Annotated in this window: 15 protein-coding genes and 1 other RNA gene; 9 read left to right on the forward strand and 7 right to left on the reverse strand. The window is 55.9% G+C overall.

The genetic code is table 11. The features are described 5' to 3' along the window. Positions 1-31: 31 nt before the first annotated feature. The 4 genes from ACFIOZ_RS01645 to smpB all read right to left on the reverse strand — a co-directional run bounded on the left by ACFIOZ_RS01645 (position 32) and on the right by smpB (position 3004). Positions 32-688: a hypothetical protein gene (locus ACFIOZ_RS01645; protein ID WP_386081808.1), complete on the reverse strand. Its 657-nt coding sequence runs from the start codon at positions 686-688 to the stop codon at positions 32-34. After that, on the reverse strand, positions 681-1922 hold the full coding sequence (locus ACFIOZ_RS01650; RefSeq protein ID WP_386081810.1) for a tyrosine-type recombinase/integrase: 1242 nt from the start codon (positions 1920-1922) through the stop codon (positions 681-683). Before ACFIOZ_RS01650 ends, ACFIOZ_RS01645 begins: the two co-directional genes overlap by 8 nt. Positions 1923-2087: 165 nt before the next feature. Beyond that, positions 2088-2467: a transfer-messenger RNA gene (gene ssrA, locus ACFIOZ_RS01655) on the reverse strand. A 45-nt stretch (positions 2468-2512) separates the two neighbouring features. After that, positions 2513-3004, reverse strand: coding sequence for an SsrA-binding protein SmpB (smpB, locus tag ACFIOZ_RS01660; protein ID WP_087108742.1), 492 nt, complete (start codon positions 3002-3004; stop codon positions 2513-2515). Between the two features lie 125 nt (positions 3005-3129). Between smpB and ACFIOZ_RS01665 the strand changes: the two genes are divergently transcribed. Together ACFIOZ_RS01665 and ACFIOZ_RS01670 are read left to right on the forward strand one after the other, a co-directional pair. Beyond that, on the forward strand, positions 3130-3564 hold the full coding sequence (locus ACFIOZ_RS01665) for a type II toxin-antitoxin system RatA family toxin (RefSeq protein ID WP_088702172.1): 435 nt from the start codon (positions 3130-3132) through the stop codon (positions 3562-3564). Continuing rightward, on the forward strand, positions 3554-3871 hold the full coding sequence (locus ACFIOZ_RS01670; RefSeq protein ID WP_386081813.1) for an RnfH family protein: 318 nt from the start codon (positions 3554-3556) through the stop codon (positions 3869-3871). The genes ACFIOZ_RS01665 and ACFIOZ_RS01670 overlap by 11 nt, the downstream gene beginning before the upstream one ends. Here ACFIOZ_RS01670 and bamE read toward each other — a convergent pair whose 3' ends face one another. After that, entirely contained in the window at positions 3872-4330 is a 459-nt protein-coding gene (gene bamE, locus ACFIOZ_RS01675; RefSeq protein WP_386081815.1) for an outer membrane protein assembly factor BamE, read from the reverse strand. A gap of 72 nt (positions 4331-4402) precedes the next feature. Between bamE and fur the strand changes: the two genes are divergently transcribed. Continuing rightward, the gene (gene fur, locus ACFIOZ_RS01680; RefSeq protein ID WP_007111850.1) at positions 4403-4855 is read left to right on the forward strand and encodes a ferric iron uptake transcriptional regulator; all 453 of its coding nucleotides are present in this window, start codon (positions 4403-4405) and stop codon (positions 4853-4855) included. Between the two features lie 112 nt (positions 4856-4967). Here the strand turns inward: fur and recN are convergent, their stop codons facing one another. After that, positions 4968-6641 carry a DNA repair protein RecN gene (gene recN / locus ACFIOZ_RS01685; protein ID WP_386081817.1) on the reverse strand — a complete coding sequence of 558 codons (1674 nt, stop codon included), beginning with the start codon at positions 6639-6641 and terminating at the stop codon, positions 4968-4970. A gap of 211 nt (positions 6642-6852) precedes the next feature. Between recN and grpE the strand changes: the two genes are divergently transcribed. The 6 genes from grpE to dapB all read left to right on the forward strand — a co-directional run bounded on the left by grpE (position 6853) and on the right by dapB (position 13170). After that, on the forward strand, positions 6853-7494 hold the full coding sequence (gene grpE / locus ACFIOZ_RS01690) for a nucleotide exchange factor GrpE (protein WP_226250327.1): 642 nt from the start codon (positions 6853-6855) through the stop codon (positions 7492-7494). A 158-nt stretch (positions 7495-7652) separates the two neighbouring features. Beyond that, positions 7653-9587 carry a molecular chaperone DnaK gene (gene dnaK, locus ACFIOZ_RS01695; RefSeq protein WP_226250328.1) on the forward strand — a complete coding sequence of 645 codons (1935 nt, stop codon included), beginning with the start codon at positions 7653-7655 and terminating at the stop codon, positions 9585-9587. Positions 9588-9751: 164 nt separating this feature from the next. Further along, positions 9752-10897, forward strand: coding sequence for a molecular chaperone DnaJ (gene dnaJ / locus ACFIOZ_RS01700; RefSeq protein WP_386081819.1), 1146 nt, complete (start codon positions 9752-9754; stop codon positions 10895-10897). An 88-nt stretch (positions 10898-10985) separates the two neighbouring features. Beyond that, entirely contained in the window at positions 10986-11885 is a 900-nt protein-coding gene (locus ACFIOZ_RS01705; protein WP_386081821.1) for a DMT family transporter, read from the forward strand. Between the two features lie 116 nt (positions 11886-12001). Further along, positions 12002-12283: a DUF2218 domain-containing protein gene (locus tag ACFIOZ_RS01710; RefSeq protein WP_088702180.1), complete on the forward strand. Its 282-nt coding sequence runs from the start codon at positions 12002-12004 to the stop codon at positions 12281-12283. Positions 12284-12363: 80 nt separating this feature from the next. Beyond that, the gene (gene dapB / locus ACFIOZ_RS01715) at positions 12364-13170 is read left to right on the forward strand and encodes a 4-hydroxy-tetrahydrodipicolinate reductase (RefSeq protein ID WP_088702181.1); all 807 of its coding nucleotides are present in this window, start codon (positions 12364-12366) and stop codon (positions 13168-13170) included. A gap of 75 nt (positions 13171-13245) precedes the next feature. On the opposite strand, the gene ACFIOZ_RS01720 is transcribed toward dapB, so the two are convergent. Next, complete coding sequence (locus ACFIOZ_RS01720) at positions 13246-14658, reverse strand: DNA cytosine methyltransferase (protein ID WP_386081823.1); 1413 nt, start codon at positions 14656-14658, stop codon at positions 13246-13248. Positions 14659-14749 lie beyond the last annotated feature (91 nt).

Here is a 14749-nt window from a genome sequence, read left to right on the forward strand (position 1 = left end):
ATTCGTGTAATGGGTAAGTTTTTAGAGGAACTTACCCCCTGCTTTTAAGTGGTGGTGCTGGGAAGCCGGACTTCCATCCAGCCTTTAAATGCGGGTTGGCGTTTTTAACTGCTGTTCTTATTTTATCTTGCGTGCTGTTAAGTGCTTGCTCTGCTGCTAAGTATCCATTGTCGCTTATTGGATACTGCTTTGGGTCTTGTTGGTGTAGCGCGTAAAAAGCGCCAGCAAGTTCTATCCCTTGTTTTCGGGTTCGGGCCTTTTGCCTTTTTCTGCCAGCCTTCTCAGTCTTTTTCATACCGCCATGCTCACCAAGGTAGGCATCTTCATTTTGCGTGACGCGGGTGAAGGCGTGGTTGAGCGTATTCATGGCCACTTGAGGCGGTGGAAAATGGTTGTCACTGGCTGAACTAATCTCTTCCAAGCTAAGACGGAGTGGCTCTGTGCGAGCCATGTGAACATTTTCCTGTAACCGCTCCAGCTCTTCACAATGCTGCTGTAAGTGCTTAGCTGCCGTATCAAAATCGCAGCCAGTGCGAAGCGCATGAAAAAGCAAAGCCATGCCCGCACGCCCCTTTTCCAAACCTGGATATACATCTTCCTCTTCTGTAATCCCCGGATAAAGCTTTTCAAGGCGCTGTTCAATATTGGTCAGTGCTTCGACGGCATTACGTAGCAAATCATCATCCACGACTAGCCACTCCCTTATAGATCGGCACCACATTGCTTGCGCCAGCGCTTAATGCATCCAGATAGTCGGCCCAGCTTTGCAGCATTTCCCGGCGCTGTTCAAGGTGAGTGGTGCGGTTATAGGCGCGACCGTTGCTGTCTTTCACCTTGTGGGCTAGCTGCTGTTCGATGTACTGCTCTGGGTAGCCAAGGCGCTCAGCCAATATAGTGCGGGCCATGGCCCGGAAGCCGTGGGCGGTCATTTCCCCTTTGAAGCCCATACGATCCAGCGCGGCCTTGATCGTGGCGTTACTCATTGGGCGTTTGCTACTGCGGGCACCAGGGAACACGTATTCACCCCGGCCCGTTAGGCGGTGAAGTTCTGCCAGCATGGCAACCGCTTGGCGGGGGAGGGGCACTATCAGCGGATCCGCGTTTTTACTTGGTTTGAAAGCCCACTCCCCATGCTCTAAATCGAAGTCTTCCCACTTGGCTTGGCGTAGCTCCCCAGGTCGAACGAATACCAGCGGGGAGAGCTTGAGCGCCGCAATGGTAACGGGCATGCCGCCGTAACCTTCGATAGCATGCAGCAGTGGGGGCAGCTCTGCCGGGTCGGTGATGGCTGCATGGTGGTTTGTCTTTGGGGTGCGCAGCGCGCCTTTTAGATCGGGGGTTAGGTCACGTTCAGCACGGCCCGTGGATATGGCATAGCGGAACACTTGCCCGCACAGCGTTTTTACCCGGTGGGCGGTTTCGAGGTGGCCGCGCTTCTCAATTTTGCGCAGGCATTCCAGCAGTTCAGGCGGTGTTATGTCGGTAATAGGGCGATGGCCCAGCGCTGGAAAGGCGTCACGGGTTAAGCGTGACTTGTTGCGCTTGTAGTGGTCGGGCACCACTTCATGGCGGTGGATATGCTCAAGCCATTCTGTGGCCACGGCCTTAAAGGTATTTCCCGCCGATGTTTTACCCAGCTCCTTGGTAACGCGCTTTGTGGTGCTGGGGTCTAGCCCTTGCGCCAGCAGCTTGCGGGCCTGTTCTCGGGCCTCTCTGGCAGCGGCAAGGCTAATTTCAGGGTAAACGCCAATGGCTAAGCGCTTTTCCTTGCCGTGGAAACGGTATTTCATGCGCCAGTAGGTGCCCCCAGTGGGGGTAACTTCCAAGTACATGCCCCCACCATCGGTAAGGCGGTAGGTTTTCTCTTGGGGTTTGGCGCTGCGCACGGCTGTAGCTGAAAGCTTATTGCTAACGTGGGCCATATTGGGGGCACCTCATCGGTGAAGGCTCATGATGCCCCCAGATATGCCCCCTATGGTGGGGGCATGTCAAGGTATTGGGTGAAAACTCCTGACAACAAAAAAGCGCCCGGAGGCGCTTCGTTGCTGGTTTCCTGGGAGGTCTTGAGAACTCTTGAAACCTTTATGTGGTGGAGGCGGCGGGAATTGAACCCGCGTCCGCCAGCACGCGCCTATTGGCTCTACATGCTTAGATTCCGTCATTTGCTTTAGCGCGACTGACTCCGACGGTCAGGATTCAGCCACGCGAGTCTTCTAAAGTTTAGCGCTTGGCGAGAAGACACCACCAAACGCGATCCTATCAGCTTTAGCTCGTATCCCCTCAGCGATGAATAGGCACATCACCTTGGGGCCAGACAAGAAGCTAACAGTGTTTAAGCTGCTAGCGCGCCTTGAGCGTAGTTTTCGTCATTTGCGACTATTTTTCGTGATGTGGGATTTACGAGATACATCACGCTCTCGGCATGCACCGCAAGGGTTGTCACCGGCGTCGAAACCATGTCGCCCCCTTATTTCAGGTGAGCATTCTAACGTGCTCACACCTGATTGACCAGTTATGCCTTATTATGTTCCCGCATAATTCGACCTTTTTGACGGCTCCAGTCACGATCTTTCTCGGTCGCGCGTTTGTCATGCAGCTGTTTACCGGTCACCAGCGCCAGTTCGCACTTCACTTTATTGCGCTTCCAGTAGAGCTTAAGGGGCACACAGGTGTGGCCCTTGTCCTGGGTGATCGAAAAGATTTTGGCGATCTCTTTGCGATGCAGCAGCAGTTTGCGGGTGCGCGTCGGGTCAGCAATCTCGTGGGTGCTGGCCGTATTGAGCGGCATGATATGACTACCTAACAGAAACGCTTCGCCGTTACGAACCAGAATGTAGGTATCGGTGAGCTGAGCTTTGCCTGCGCGCAGGCTTTTCACTTCCCAGCCTGCCAGCGCCAGGCCCGCTTCGAAGGTTTCGTCGATATGGTACTCAAACCGTGCCTTCTTGTTTTGGGCAATAACGCTGCTACCTGGGCCCTTGCTGTTACCTTTCTTAGTGGCCATGGAACCTCATAATTAATCTGTCAGTGGCATCCCCTTCGTTATTTGGGGAGGCGTGATACCATTTAGGGTCTGAAAAATGTTTCCCATGATACGCTTTGGGCACTGTGAAGTCAGCGGAGAGGTCAATGCCAACCGTCAATCGTTCCGCCTTAGTGCGGCACACCCCCCAGAAAATGTTCGATCTGGTCAACGACTTCGAACGCTACCCGGAGTTTTTGCCAGGCTGCCGTCAGGCGCGTCTGCTTGAGCATGATGATGTGCATCTGATCGGCGAAATGACCCTTGGTCGCGCCGGTGTCGAACAAACCATTACCACGCGCAACGAACTTTTTGCGCCCGAGCGTATTGAGCTGTCGCTGGTAAAAGGGCCGTTTAAACGGCTAAAAGGTCGCTGGCTATTTATCCCCATGGGAGAGGATGCCTGCAAAGTGAGCCTTGAGATGGAGTTTGAGTTCGCCAACCGCTTGCTCGGTATGGCGTTCGGAAAACTCTTTCAGCAAATCGCTGGCCAGCTAGTCGATGCCTTCACCAAACGCGCAAACGAGCTGTATGGGCGCTGAAGCGCTTACGGTTGAGGTAGCCTTTGCGTTGCCTTCCAAACAGCGCATAGTGGCTCTACGCGTCCCTGAGGGCACTACCGCACGTCAGGCCGTTGCATTGGCCGATTTGCCCACGCTTTTTCCTGAGGTGCCTGGCGATACGTTTGCCGAGGCACCGCTAGGCATCTTCGGTAAAGCGATTCGCGAACCTGATACCCATCTATTACGCGACGGGGATCGGGTCGAAATCTACCGACCGTTGGCGATCGACCCCAAGTCCGCTCGCCTAGAGCGCGCTAAGCGCCAAGCGAGCGACCCGAAGCGTTAATTAAGGCTGTTGAACAGGCTGCGTGCCCTCGGGCGGACGCGTCTGGGTGCTCTCTTGAGGGAGGGCATCCATTGGGTCAACCCCCTCCGTAGCGGGCCCCATGCTGCTTTCACCTTCAAGTGGCAGCGGTTTGGATAGATCGCCTTCTTGCTCAATGTTCACTAGGCGCCCCTGGCGGTCAAAGGTGAGAGTTACGCGACGCTGCTCTACATCGCCATACGCCTTATCTAAACGAAATACATAATCCCACTGGCTGGCGTCAAAGGGCGCTTCCAGCAGCGGTCTGCCCATCACATAAGTCACCTGCTCTTGGGTCATGCCTGGCTGAAGCTGGCTAACCATCTCCTGGGTGACCAGGTTGCCTTGGGGGATATCGCGCTTGTACACGCCTACGTAGCTACAGCCGCTAATGACAGTAAGGGCAACGGAGAGCGTGATGATTTGAGTCAATTTTTGCATTTGGGCCTATTCTTCACTATCGTGGTTTCGGTTGATCATACCCGACCTAACCAGTTACTGCGAAGAGCGACCATGGCCGATCAGAACCATGAATTGCGCAAAGCCGGTCTGAAAGTGACCCTGCCGCGCGTCAAGATACTTCAAATTCTCGAAAATGTTTCGGGTCAGCACCACCTTAGCGCGGAAGAAGTGTACAAAACACTGATTGACGCGGGCGAAGATGTTGGCTTGGCAACCGTATACCGCGTATTGACTCAGTTCGAGTCGGCGGGTTTGGTCATTCGTCATAATTTTGACGGAGGACATGCGGTATTCGAGATGACCCAAGAGGATCACCATGACCACATGGTGTGCCTTGAAAGCGGTGAAATCATTGAATTTGTTGATGAGATCATCGAGCGACGTCAGCAAGAAATTGCTGAAGAGCACGGCTACGAACTAGTGGATCATGCCCTGGTGTTATATGTGCGCCCGCGCGGTTCCGACGTAACGCGCCAGGACAGTGGGCCGACGAACAAGAAATAACGTTCTCAGGTCGCTGCTAGTCGAAAACGCTAGTCGCTGTTTGAAATGTAAGCGCCCCTCATCTACTGGGCCGAATTCGCTTAGTGCATTCGGCCAGTGGGTTAGGGGCGTTTCAGTGTGGCGGGCGCTGACTAGCGTGGAGCATCTCGCGCGCATGGGCGAGGGTTTGGTCAGAAAGCTTCACACCCCCTAGCATGCGCGCCAGTTCGCTGATGCGTCCTTGCTCATCAAGTAGTGCCATCTGAGTTAGCGTAGTGTCGCGCTTCGCCTGTTTCTCGATATGCAGATGCTGGTGGGCCTGTGCCGCCACCTGGGGCAGGTGTGTCACGGTCATGACCTGACCGTTTTCGCCCAGTTTGCGCAGCAGTTGGCCAACGATCTCTGCGGTGGCGCCCGAGATACCCACATCCACTTCGTCAAATACCAGGCTGGGCACCGTTGAGTGGGTCGCTGCGACGACTTGAATGGCTAGACTGATCCGCGACAATTCGCCGCCGGAGGCGACCTTGGTCAATGGGCGCGCGGGCTGGCCAGGGTTGGCGCTAATCAAAAACTGCACACGGTCAAGGCCTTCAGGGGAGGGGGCGTCCTTGGCAGTGACCTCCACTTCAAAACGAGCTTTGCCCATGGCCAAGAAGCCCAACTGCTGCTGCACCTCTTTGCCCAAGCGAAGCGCGGCTTTTTGACGGCTCTCGGTGAGTTTTTTTGCCTCTTGGCGGTACGCTTCACGTAACTCGACGACCCGTGCACTAAGGGCCTCCAGGTCATTGCCACCCTCTTCGAGCTGAGCGACTTCACGCTGCAGATCCGCATGCAGGGCGTATAGCTCTTCAGGGGCAATGTGATGCTTGCGGGCGATGCGATGGACGTCACTCATGCGCTCTTCCACCCAGGCGAGACGTTCAGGGTCTAATTCGGTAGTGCTGGCGAGGCGGTTGAGTTCGCTGGCAGCCTCTTCCACTTGAATGCGCGCATCGCTCAGCATGGCCAGAGTATTGGCCAGGGTGCCTTTATCACTGCCTGGCAGCGCGCTTAGGTGGGCGTACGCTTGATTGAGCAAAGAGAGTGCGCCGCCCTCGTCGCTGGCGCAGCAGTCGGCGGCAAACTGGGTTTCGCGTAGGGTCTCCTCCGCATGCGCCAGGCTGTGCTGTTCTTCCTCTAACGTGGCTAGCTCACCCTCCGCTAAACCGAGCTGATCCAGCTCCTCTACCTGGTAGCGCAGCAACTGCCGTTTGGCCTCTACTTCACTGCCCTCTTCACTCAGCTTCTTCAACTGACGGCGCGCATTGCGCCACTCGCGGAAGGTGTCGGCTAATTGAGTGGTGGCACCGTTTAAGCCTGCATAATCGTCTAATAGGGCGAGATGGGTCTCTTCGCGCATCAGCGCGTGATGGGCATGCTGTCCATGAATCTGAATCAGCTGCTCGCCGAGAGATTTGAGGTCGGAGATCGTCGCAGGTTGGCCGTTGATCCACGCCTTGGAGCGGCCATTGGCGGTGACCACGCGGCGCAGCAAGCACTCCTCTGTCGGCAGTTCCCGGGCCGTTAGCCACTCGACGGCGGCGGGCAGGTGCTGAATGTCAAAACGTGCGGAGAGATCGGTACGCTCGCGGCCATGGCGCACGCTGCCAGCGTCGGCGCGCTCGCCCAGGCAAAGCCCAAGGGCGCCTAATAGAATCGACTTGCCCGCCCCTGTTTCTCCGGTAATCGCGGTCATGCCGCCGGACAAGTCGAGTTCCAGGTGATCGACAATGGCGAAATCTTGAATAGCTAGCTGAGTAAGCATGGCGCCTCCCGAGGCGGTTCAGCACAGAAGCTGGATACTTATCCAATAGTTGTTGATTTATACAGTAGTTAATAACTCACTTCAATGCACCTCTTGAGATGGAATTTATGGCCCCCATATAGCGTGCATAGATAGTTAAAGCGAGTGATTTTGAAGCTTACTTCTTCGCGCGCCGCCAGCATGGCCGCGCCCTACTTTTTAGGAGCAAAACATGGCGAAAGAACCGCAAACTCCGTTGGATGACGAACTCACACGCCACGAGCATGAAGCCGAGGGCGCTGAACAAGCGGCTGAGAAAGTGGCGGAAGAGCGCTTGATGGAAGGCGAGCTGGAAGGGCTGATCAATGACGAAGAGCCGCTGGAAGGCAGTTCCGATAACCCTGAAGCGGAAATGCTGGCTGCCCAGGTAGAGGAGTTAGAGCAGAGCTTGGCCGACGCCAAAGACCAAGCCCTGCGCGCCGCCGCTGAAGCGCAAAACGTGCGCCGCCGTGCCGAGCAGGAAGCGGAAAAGGCGCGCAAGTTTGCCCTGGAGAAGTTCGTTAAAGAGCTGCTTCCCGTGGTGGATAGCTTGGAAAAGGCTCTTGAAACCATGGAAGAGGGGGCATCGGAAGTTCACCGCGAAGGTGTCTCCATGACCTTGAAAATGCAGCTGGATGTGCTCAATAAGTTCGGCGTTGAAAGCATTGAGCCACACGGTGAACCCTTCGACCCGCAGGTGCACGAAGCCATGACCATGGTGCCTAACCCGGATCTCGATCCGAACACCGTGATGGATGTTATGCAGAAAGGCTATTTGCTCAATGGCCGCCTGGTGCGTCCGGCGATGGTCGTCGTCAGCAAAAAAGCCGATTAAGCCACTGGCGGCACAGAGTGTGAAATAAGAGTGTGAAAAAAAGCCCTTGAAATGTCAGCGGCGGCCCCCAAATAAAGGGCAACCCCGCGGGGAAGCCCGCAGACAAGCTTTAAAGACTAAATTTTCAGTTTTGTAACAACCGAATTCGAGGTATTGCTATGGGACGTATAATTGGTATCGACCTGGGCACCACTAACTCTTGTGTGGCCGTGCTCGATGGTGACAGCGCTAAAGTTATCGAAAACGCCGAAGGCGGTCGTACGACGCCGTCTATCATCGCTTATACCGATGATGGTGAAACGCTGGTTGGTCAGGCAGCCAAGCGTCAGGCTGTCACTAACCCGGAAAACACCCTTTACGCCATCAAACGTCTGATTGGCCGTCGCTTTAAAGACGACGTCGTCCAGAAAGACATCAAGATGGTGCCGTATAAAATCAGCGAGGCTGACAACGGTGACGCTTGGGTTGAAGTAAAAGGTAAAAAAATGGCACCGCCGCAGGTAAGCGCGGAAGTGCTGAAGAAAATGAAGAAGACCGCCGAAGACTACCTGGGCGAAGCGGTCACCGAAGCGGTCATTACCGTACCGGCCTACTTCAATGACAGCCAGCGTCAGGCAACCAAAGATGCTGGCCGCATTGCCGGTCTGGATGTTAAGCGCATCATCAACGAGCCGACCGCTGCTGCCCTGGCTTACGGTATGGACAAAACCCGTGGCGACAAAACCATCGCGGTTTACGACCTGGGTGGCGGTACCTTCGATATCTCGATTATCGAAATTGCTGACGTTGACGGCGAAACCCAGTTTGAAGTGTTGGCCACCAACGGTGACACCTTCCTGGGCGGTGAAGACTTCGACCTGGCGCTGATCAACTACCTGGTTGACCAGTTTAAGTCTGATAGCGGCATCGATCTTTCCGGCGACAATCTGGCCATGCAGCGTCTCAAAGAAGCTGCTGAGAAAGCCAAGATTGAGCTCTCAAGTGCCCAGCAGACCGATGTGAACCTGCCGTACATCACCGCTGACAACACTGGCCCGAAACACCTTAACGTTAAGGTAACCCGTGCCAAGCTGGAGTCGCTGGTAGAAGAGCTGGTTCAGCGCTCGCTTGAGCCGTGCAAAATGGCACTGAAAGACGCTGGCCTGTCTGCTTCTGAGATCGACGAGGTGATCCTGGTCGGTGGTCAGACGCGTATGCCGATGGTGCAGAAGAAAGCGGCTGACTTCTTCGGTAAAGAAGCACGCAAAGACGTTAACCCGGACGAAGCCGTGGCTGTGGGTGCTGCGATTCAGGGTGGCGTACTTGGCGGTGACGTTAAAGACGTGCTGCTGCTCGACGTTACCCCGCTTACCCTGGGTATTGAAACCCTGGGTGGCGTGATGACGCCGCTGATCGACAAGAACACCACCATCCCGACCAAGAAGACCCAAACCTTCTCAACTGCGGATGACAACCAGACGGCCGTGACCATTCACGTCGTCCAGGGTGAGCGCAAGCAGGTTGCGCAGAACAAATCGCTGGGTCGTTTTGACCTTGCCGATATTCCGCCTGCACCGCGCGGTGTGCCGCAGATCGAAGTCGCCTTTGACCTGGATGCCAACGGTATTCTGAACGTATCGGCAAAAGATAAGGCGACGGGTAAAGAGCAGTCCATCATTATCAAGGCCTCAAGCGGTCTGTCGGACGAAGAGATCGAACAGATGGTTCGCGACGCGGAAGCCCACGCGGAAGAGGACAAAAAGTTCGAGGCTTTGGTACAGCTGCGTAACCAAGCCGATGGCATGATTCACGCCACACGCAAAACGTTGGAAGAGGCTGGTGATAAAGCCACTGACGACGAGAAGCAGGCGATTGAAACTGCCATCAGCGAGCTGGAAGAGGCCGTTAAAACAGACGACCAGGATGACATCCAGAAGAAGTTGGATGCATTGACCGAAGCCTCTGGCAAGCTTGCCCAGAAAATGTACGCCGAGCAGGCAGAAGCAGCGCAGCAAGAGGGCGGTGAAGGTGCCGAGAATGCCGGTGCCAAGCCTGAAGAAGATGTGGTTGACGCCGAGTACGAAGAAGTCAACGACGACCAGAAAAAGCAGTAACATCCTCTTTCTGCCAAGGAACGCGGTAACGCGGGAGCTTACTCCCGCGTTGCTGTTTCCGGGATAAAGACGCACGTAATTAGGTATTTAGCTAAGTACGTAGCTAAATGTGTATGTCGCTAAAGTGCAGTTGAGTGCGTAGCTAACCAGGAGGCGTAGGGCCCATGTCCAAACGCGATTATTACGAAGTCCTGGGTGTCGAAAAAGGGGCCGATCAGAAAGAGATCAAGAAGGCCTATCGCCGTCTGGCGCAAAAATTCCACCCTGATCGAAACCCGGACGATAAAACCTCTGCGGAAAAATTCCGCGAAGTGTCCGAAGCATATGAAGTGCTTAGCGACGGCGAAAAGCGCGCTGCCTATGACCAGTTCGGCCATGCAGGCGTTGATGGCCAAGGTGGTGGCGGTGGCTTCGGCGGCGCAGGCGCTGGCGATTTCAGCGACATTTTTGGCGATGTGTTTGGCGATATTTTTGGCGGAGGTGGTGGTCGCCGCCGTGGGCCCAATGCCCCGGCACGTGGCTCCGACCTGCGCTATAACCTAGAGCTGGATCTGGAGAACGCCGTTTCAGGCACCACGGTGGATATTCGCGTGCCGCGGCATATCGAGTGTGACCGCTGCGATGGCGGTGGCGCCGAGCCCGGCTCCTCGAAAGAGACCTGCCCGACCTGTCATGGCCACGGCCAAGTGCGTATGCAGCAGGGCTTTTTCGCCGTGCAGCAAACGTGCCCCACCTGTCATGGCTCTGGCCAACACATCAAAGTGCCCTGCCATAAGTGTAATGGCGAAGGTCGTGTACGTGAGACGCGCACGCTGTCCGTCAAGATTCCGCCCGGCGTGGATACAGGCGACCGTATTCGCTTGAATGGCGAAGGCGAAAGCGGCGTGAACGGTGGCCCGCCTGGGGATCTGTATGTGCAGGTGGCGATCAGGCCGCACCATATCTTCCAGCGTGACGGTAAGCACCTGCAGTGCGATGTGCCGATCAACTTTGTTGATGCCGCGCTAGGTGGCGAGCTTGAAGTGCCGACGCTAGACGGCCGCGTGAAGCTGAAAATTCCGCCGGAAACCCAAACCGGCAAGCTGTTCCGCCTGCGTGGTAAAGGCGTGAAGCCCGTGCGCGGTGGTATGCCCGGCGACCTGCTGTGCAAAGTGGTCGTGGAAACGCCCGTGAAGCTTAACGACGAGCAGCGCGATTTACTGCGCCAGCTCCAGAAGAGCTTCGACGACAGCAATAGCCATAACCACTCGCCGAAGAAAACCGGCTTCTTTGACAGCGTGAAAAGCTTCTTTGAAGATATGAAGCCGTAAAACTGTAATAATGGTAAGCAGTTAGTTGTTTTGTTCAAAAACCCTCGGTTCGCCGGGGGTTTTTGCTGTTTAAGGAATGATAAGCGCAATGGATCACCTTGAAGAAAGGCCCACCATGGGCATTTTGCTGCGGGTACTGTCTGGCTTGCTGTTTACCGGGATGTTGGTGTGTATTAAGGCAGTCAGTGATGAAGTGCCGGTGGGGCAGTCGGTGTTTTTTCGCTCGCTGTTTGCGCTGCTGCCTATTGTTGTTTTCCTTCTGCTGCGGCGTGAGTTCCCCCAGGGGTTGGCTACGCGCCGCCCGCTGGGGCATGCGCTGCGTTCTGGGCTGGGGGCGGCGGCGATGTTTGCCTCTTTTGCGGCGGTGGCGCTTCTGCCCGTCGCTGAGGCAACCCTGTTAGCCCAGCTTACGCCGGTCTTTATGGCGGTGGGTGGTGTGCTGTTGCTGGGGGAGCGCTTCTCGCTTAATCGCGCGGGTGGCGTGGTGCTGGCGCTTGCCGGGGTGGCCCTGCTGATTTTACCTGGGCTCAATGCCGGTTCCAGTAATGGCCAAGCGACCGGGTACGCGCTAGGGGCGTTGAGTGCGCTGCTAACGGCAGGTGCTTTATTGACCGTCAGGCGTATTTCGCGCACTGAGACGGCTGCTTCAATCGCCTTCTACTTTATTTTGGTGGCCGCGCTAGCCGGGCTGGCGACGCTGCCGCTGGGCTGGGCCGCGCTTAGTCGGGTGGAGTTTGCGCTTTTAGTGCTATCGGGCCTGTTTGGCGGCGCTGCGCATATCGCGATGACATTAGCGCTACGCTACGCCGAGGCGTCGCGTTTGGCACCTTTCGAATATATTGCCCTGGTGTGGCCCGTGCTCGCCGATTGGGTGCTGTTTGGAATCCCTGTCTCCAGTGGCTTCCTGCTCGCGCTGCCGCTGATGCTATCCGGAGTAGCACTTGCGGCGATGGAGGGGCGACGGCTTAAATGGCTATTTCGCCGATAAGCTGCAGCTGCGCGGAAACATGCCGTTCCAGTGTATTGTTAATCGCTGCTTGGTGCTGGTCACTGCGGGCATTACGCTGGTAGGTATTTTATGAATGCTTTTCTGGAGGAGTCATCATGCCTTTATCTCGTGTTGAAATTGTCACGCCTTCCGCCGAGCGTTTGATCAATCGGCTCTGTAAACACTGGGCGCATAAGTTGGACGTCGAGCAAAGCGACCAGCAAGCCACCATTACGTTTGCCACCGGCACCTGCGTCATGGTGGCTGAGGCCGATAAGTTGGTGGTGGCCCTCGAAACCCTGGAAGAGGAGCATCTGGATGAACTGGAGGGGGTAGTCGAGCGCCACTTGGTGCGTATGGCCGGTGATGAAGAGCTGGCGATTGTATGGGAGAACTAGACCACGACGGGTCTGCTATAATCGCGCTGATTTTGAAAACATAAGTCTTACGCACCGAAACCGAGAGCGCAGGAGTTCGCATGACCCGAATTGCCATTGTAGGCGTGGCTGGCCGCATGGGCCGTACGTTGGTAAATGCTGTAGAGCAAGAGGCTGAGGCAACGCTAGCCGGTGGAATTGTGGAGCCAGGCAGCTCCTTAGCGGGCGCTGACATTGGCGAGCTTGCTGGCGTAGGGAAGCGCGGCGTTGTTGCGGTCGATTCGCTCGCGTCGATTGTCGATGACTTTGATGTGCTAATCGACTTCACGGCTCCCCAGGTCACGCTGGGTAACCTGGCGTTCTGCGCAGAGCACGGCAAGCGTATCGTGATTGGCACTACCGGCATGAGCGATGATGAATTGGCTCAGCTCGATAGCTACCGTGATAAGGTCGCCATGGTGTTCGCGCCGAATATGAGCGTCGGGGTTAATTTGACCCTGAAACTGCTCGAAACCGCTGCCAAAGCACTCGGCGATGAAGGCTACGATATTGAAGTGATCGAGTCTCACCACCGCCATAAGGTTGATGCGCCTTCCGGCACCGCGATCAAAATGGGCGAAGTCATTGCCGACAGCCTGGGGCGTAACCTTAAAGAGCACGGCGTGTTCGAGCGAGTCGGGCAGTGCGGTCCACGCACCGACAAAGAGATTGGCTTTGCCACCGTGCGTGCGGGCGATATCGTGGGTGAGCACACGGTAATGTTTGCCACCGAAGGCGAGCGCATCGAAATCACTCACAAGGCCTCCAGCCGAATGACCTTTGCCAAAGGCGCTGTGCGTGCGGCGCGCTGGGTCGCTGGCAAAGAGAGCGGTCGTTACGATATGCAGGATGTGTTGGAGCTGAGCTAGGATCGATAAAGGCGCATTTATCGTTTGCGGGCGAGAAGGGGTGAGAGCCCCTTCTGGGCATCTAAACAGCGAGCCTTAAAACAGGCTGAGGCTCGGCTGCGGCACTTTTTGCTGTCGCTCGAAGGCTTGGCTCCACTCGTAGTGAGAGGTCTCCCGGTAGCGTGAGAATTTAAAATCTTCCGGCGGTGCCGTTGCTTTATTGTCGAGCAGGTCTTTGATCAGCTTGCCGACCGCGTAACCTAAGCTGGCAGGTACGGCGTTGCCCACCTGTTTATATTGCTGCACTAACGGCCCCGCCAACTGCCAGCCATCGGGAAATTCCTGGATTCGTTTGTACTCTTCTATGGATAAGGGCCGGTCTTCTTCTGGATGAGCCAAGTCTGTGGCGGGCATGGCGGGGTGGGTAACCAGGGTGGGAGAGGGTTTGTCCCAGCTTAGGCGCCTCAAAAAGCCCGTTTTGCCGCCGCCGGAAAAATAGGATTTACCTAATGCTTCTTGCTGCAGGGCGGTGGGTAGCGCGCGCCAGTTCTGTCCCGCCTTTAGCTGCCGATAATACTTCAAGCGTTTTTCTGGAAAATTAAGGTGGGTGTGACTCTCCAGGCCAGCGACTGCGTCTTTAAAGGTTTTCCATCTGGGGAGCCCATGGCTACCGTGCTCCGAGTGGGTAGGCTGCAAAAAGGGCGCAGCGTCGCCATCCCGTGAGCAAATAATGATGACTCTTTCACGGGTTTGCGGGGTGCCAAAGTTCGCCGAGTTATAGAGGTTGAAGGAGCATGAGTAGCCGGCTTTCTGCAGTAGGCACAGCACGAAATTAAGCGCTCCGCCTTTCATTTCGTCCAGTGAGAGGTCGGGAAAGCCAGGGCCGCGTTGGCTATGTGGCCTGTGATCCATCGGGCAGGAGAGCAGGCCGCGTACGTTCTCAATGACCAGAAAGCGTGGCTGTATCTCAATCGCCAGATCGATAAACTTTAGAAAGGCGTTGCCGCGATCATCATTGAATGCCTTTCGTTTGCCCGCGGTGCTAAACGCTTGGCAGGGCGGGCCGCCGACCATCAAGTCGACACTCTCTGCCTCTAGCTGCGCCGCTACTAAAATTTGTGCCGCTGAGTAGTCATTGATATCGCCGAGCAAGGCTGTATTGGGGCGATTGAGCAGAATCGTTTGACGGCAGTACTTGTCGAATTCGCAGGCCAGGCGAATATCAAACCCCGCAGCTTCAATGCCCAGATCCAGCCCCATGGCGCCGGAAAAAAAGCTCAAGGCGACTGGCTTATCCGTGTTGGCGGATGTGTCAAAGTAGGCGGGGTGATCCTGTGCGATGCGCTGCTCGGCTTCCTGCTGATACTGTTGGACGCTTTCAGCATCGACTACCCAGGTGCTACCAATTCTTTCTGCTCTTAGCGCCTGTTTCCGGCACAGGGATCTTGCATGCTGAGGGCTTACCCCAAGCGTTAACGCGGCGTCTTCAATGCTGATGTGGGTACTCAATCTTGTTTCCTTTGCGAAACCTGAGGCAGGTACCTATGGTCGACGCCTAGCGGGTTAGTGTCAATGTGCGCTTAAGGGGGTAGTTTTGGGT

The organism is Vreelandella sp. F11 (assembly GCF_042466685.1).
GTDB lineage: Bacteria > Pseudomonadota > Gammaproteobacteria > Pseudomonadales > Halomonadaceae > Vreelandella.

Excerpts from the sequence above, each read along its gene's own strand:
- ACFIOZ_RS01670 (WP_386081813.1), top strand. The coding sequence starts at position 3,554 with ATGGGCGCTGAAGCGCTTACGGTTGAGGTAGCCTTTGCGTTGCCTTCC.
- smpB (WP_087108742.1), bottom strand. The coding sequence starts at position 3,004 with ATGGCCACTAAGAAAGGTAACAGCAAGGGCCCAGGTAGCAGCGTTATT.
- dnaJ (WP_386081819.1), top strand. The coding sequence starts at position 9,752 with ATGTCCAAACGCGATTATTACGAAGTCCTGGGTGTCGAAAAAGGGGCC.
- bamE (WP_386081815.1), bottom strand. The coding sequence starts at position 4,330 with ATGCAAAAATTGACTCAAATCATCACGCTCTCCGTTGCCCTTACTGTC.
- ACFIOZ_RS01650 (WP_386081810.1), bottom strand. The coding sequence starts at position 1,922 with ATGGCCCACGTTAGCAATAAGCTTTCAGCTACAGCCGTGCGCAGCGCC.
- ACFIOZ_RS01710 (WP_088702180.1), top strand. The coding sequence starts at position 12,002 with ATGCCTTTATCTCGTGTTGAAATTGTCACGCCTTCCGCCGAGCGTTTG.
- dapB (WP_088702181.1), top strand. The coding sequence starts at position 12,364 with ATGACCCGAATTGCCATTGTAGGCGTGGCTGGCCGCATGGGCCGTACG.
- dnaK (WP_226250328.1), top strand. The coding sequence starts at position 7,653 with ATGGGACGTATAATTGGTATCGACCTGGGCACCACTAACTCTTGTGTG.
- recN (WP_386081817.1), bottom strand. The coding sequence starts at position 6,641 with ATGCTTACTCAGCTAGCTATTCAAGATTTCGCCATTGTCGATCACCTG.
- fur (WP_007111850.1), top strand. The coding sequence starts at position 4,403 with ATGGCCGATCAGAACCATGAATTGCGCAAAGCCGGTCTGAAAGTGACC.
- ACFIOZ_RS01705 (WP_386081821.1), top strand. The coding sequence starts at position 10,986 with ATGGATCACCTTGAAGAAAGGCCCACCATGGGCATTTTGCTGCGGGTA.
- ACFIOZ_RS01665 (WP_088702172.1), top strand. The coding sequence starts at position 3,130 with ATGCCAACCGTCAATCGTTCCGCCTTAGTGCGGCACACCCCCCAGAAA.
- grpE (WP_226250327.1), top strand. The coding sequence starts at position 6,853 with ATGGCGAAAGAACCGCAAACTCCGTTGGATGACGAACTCACACGCCAC.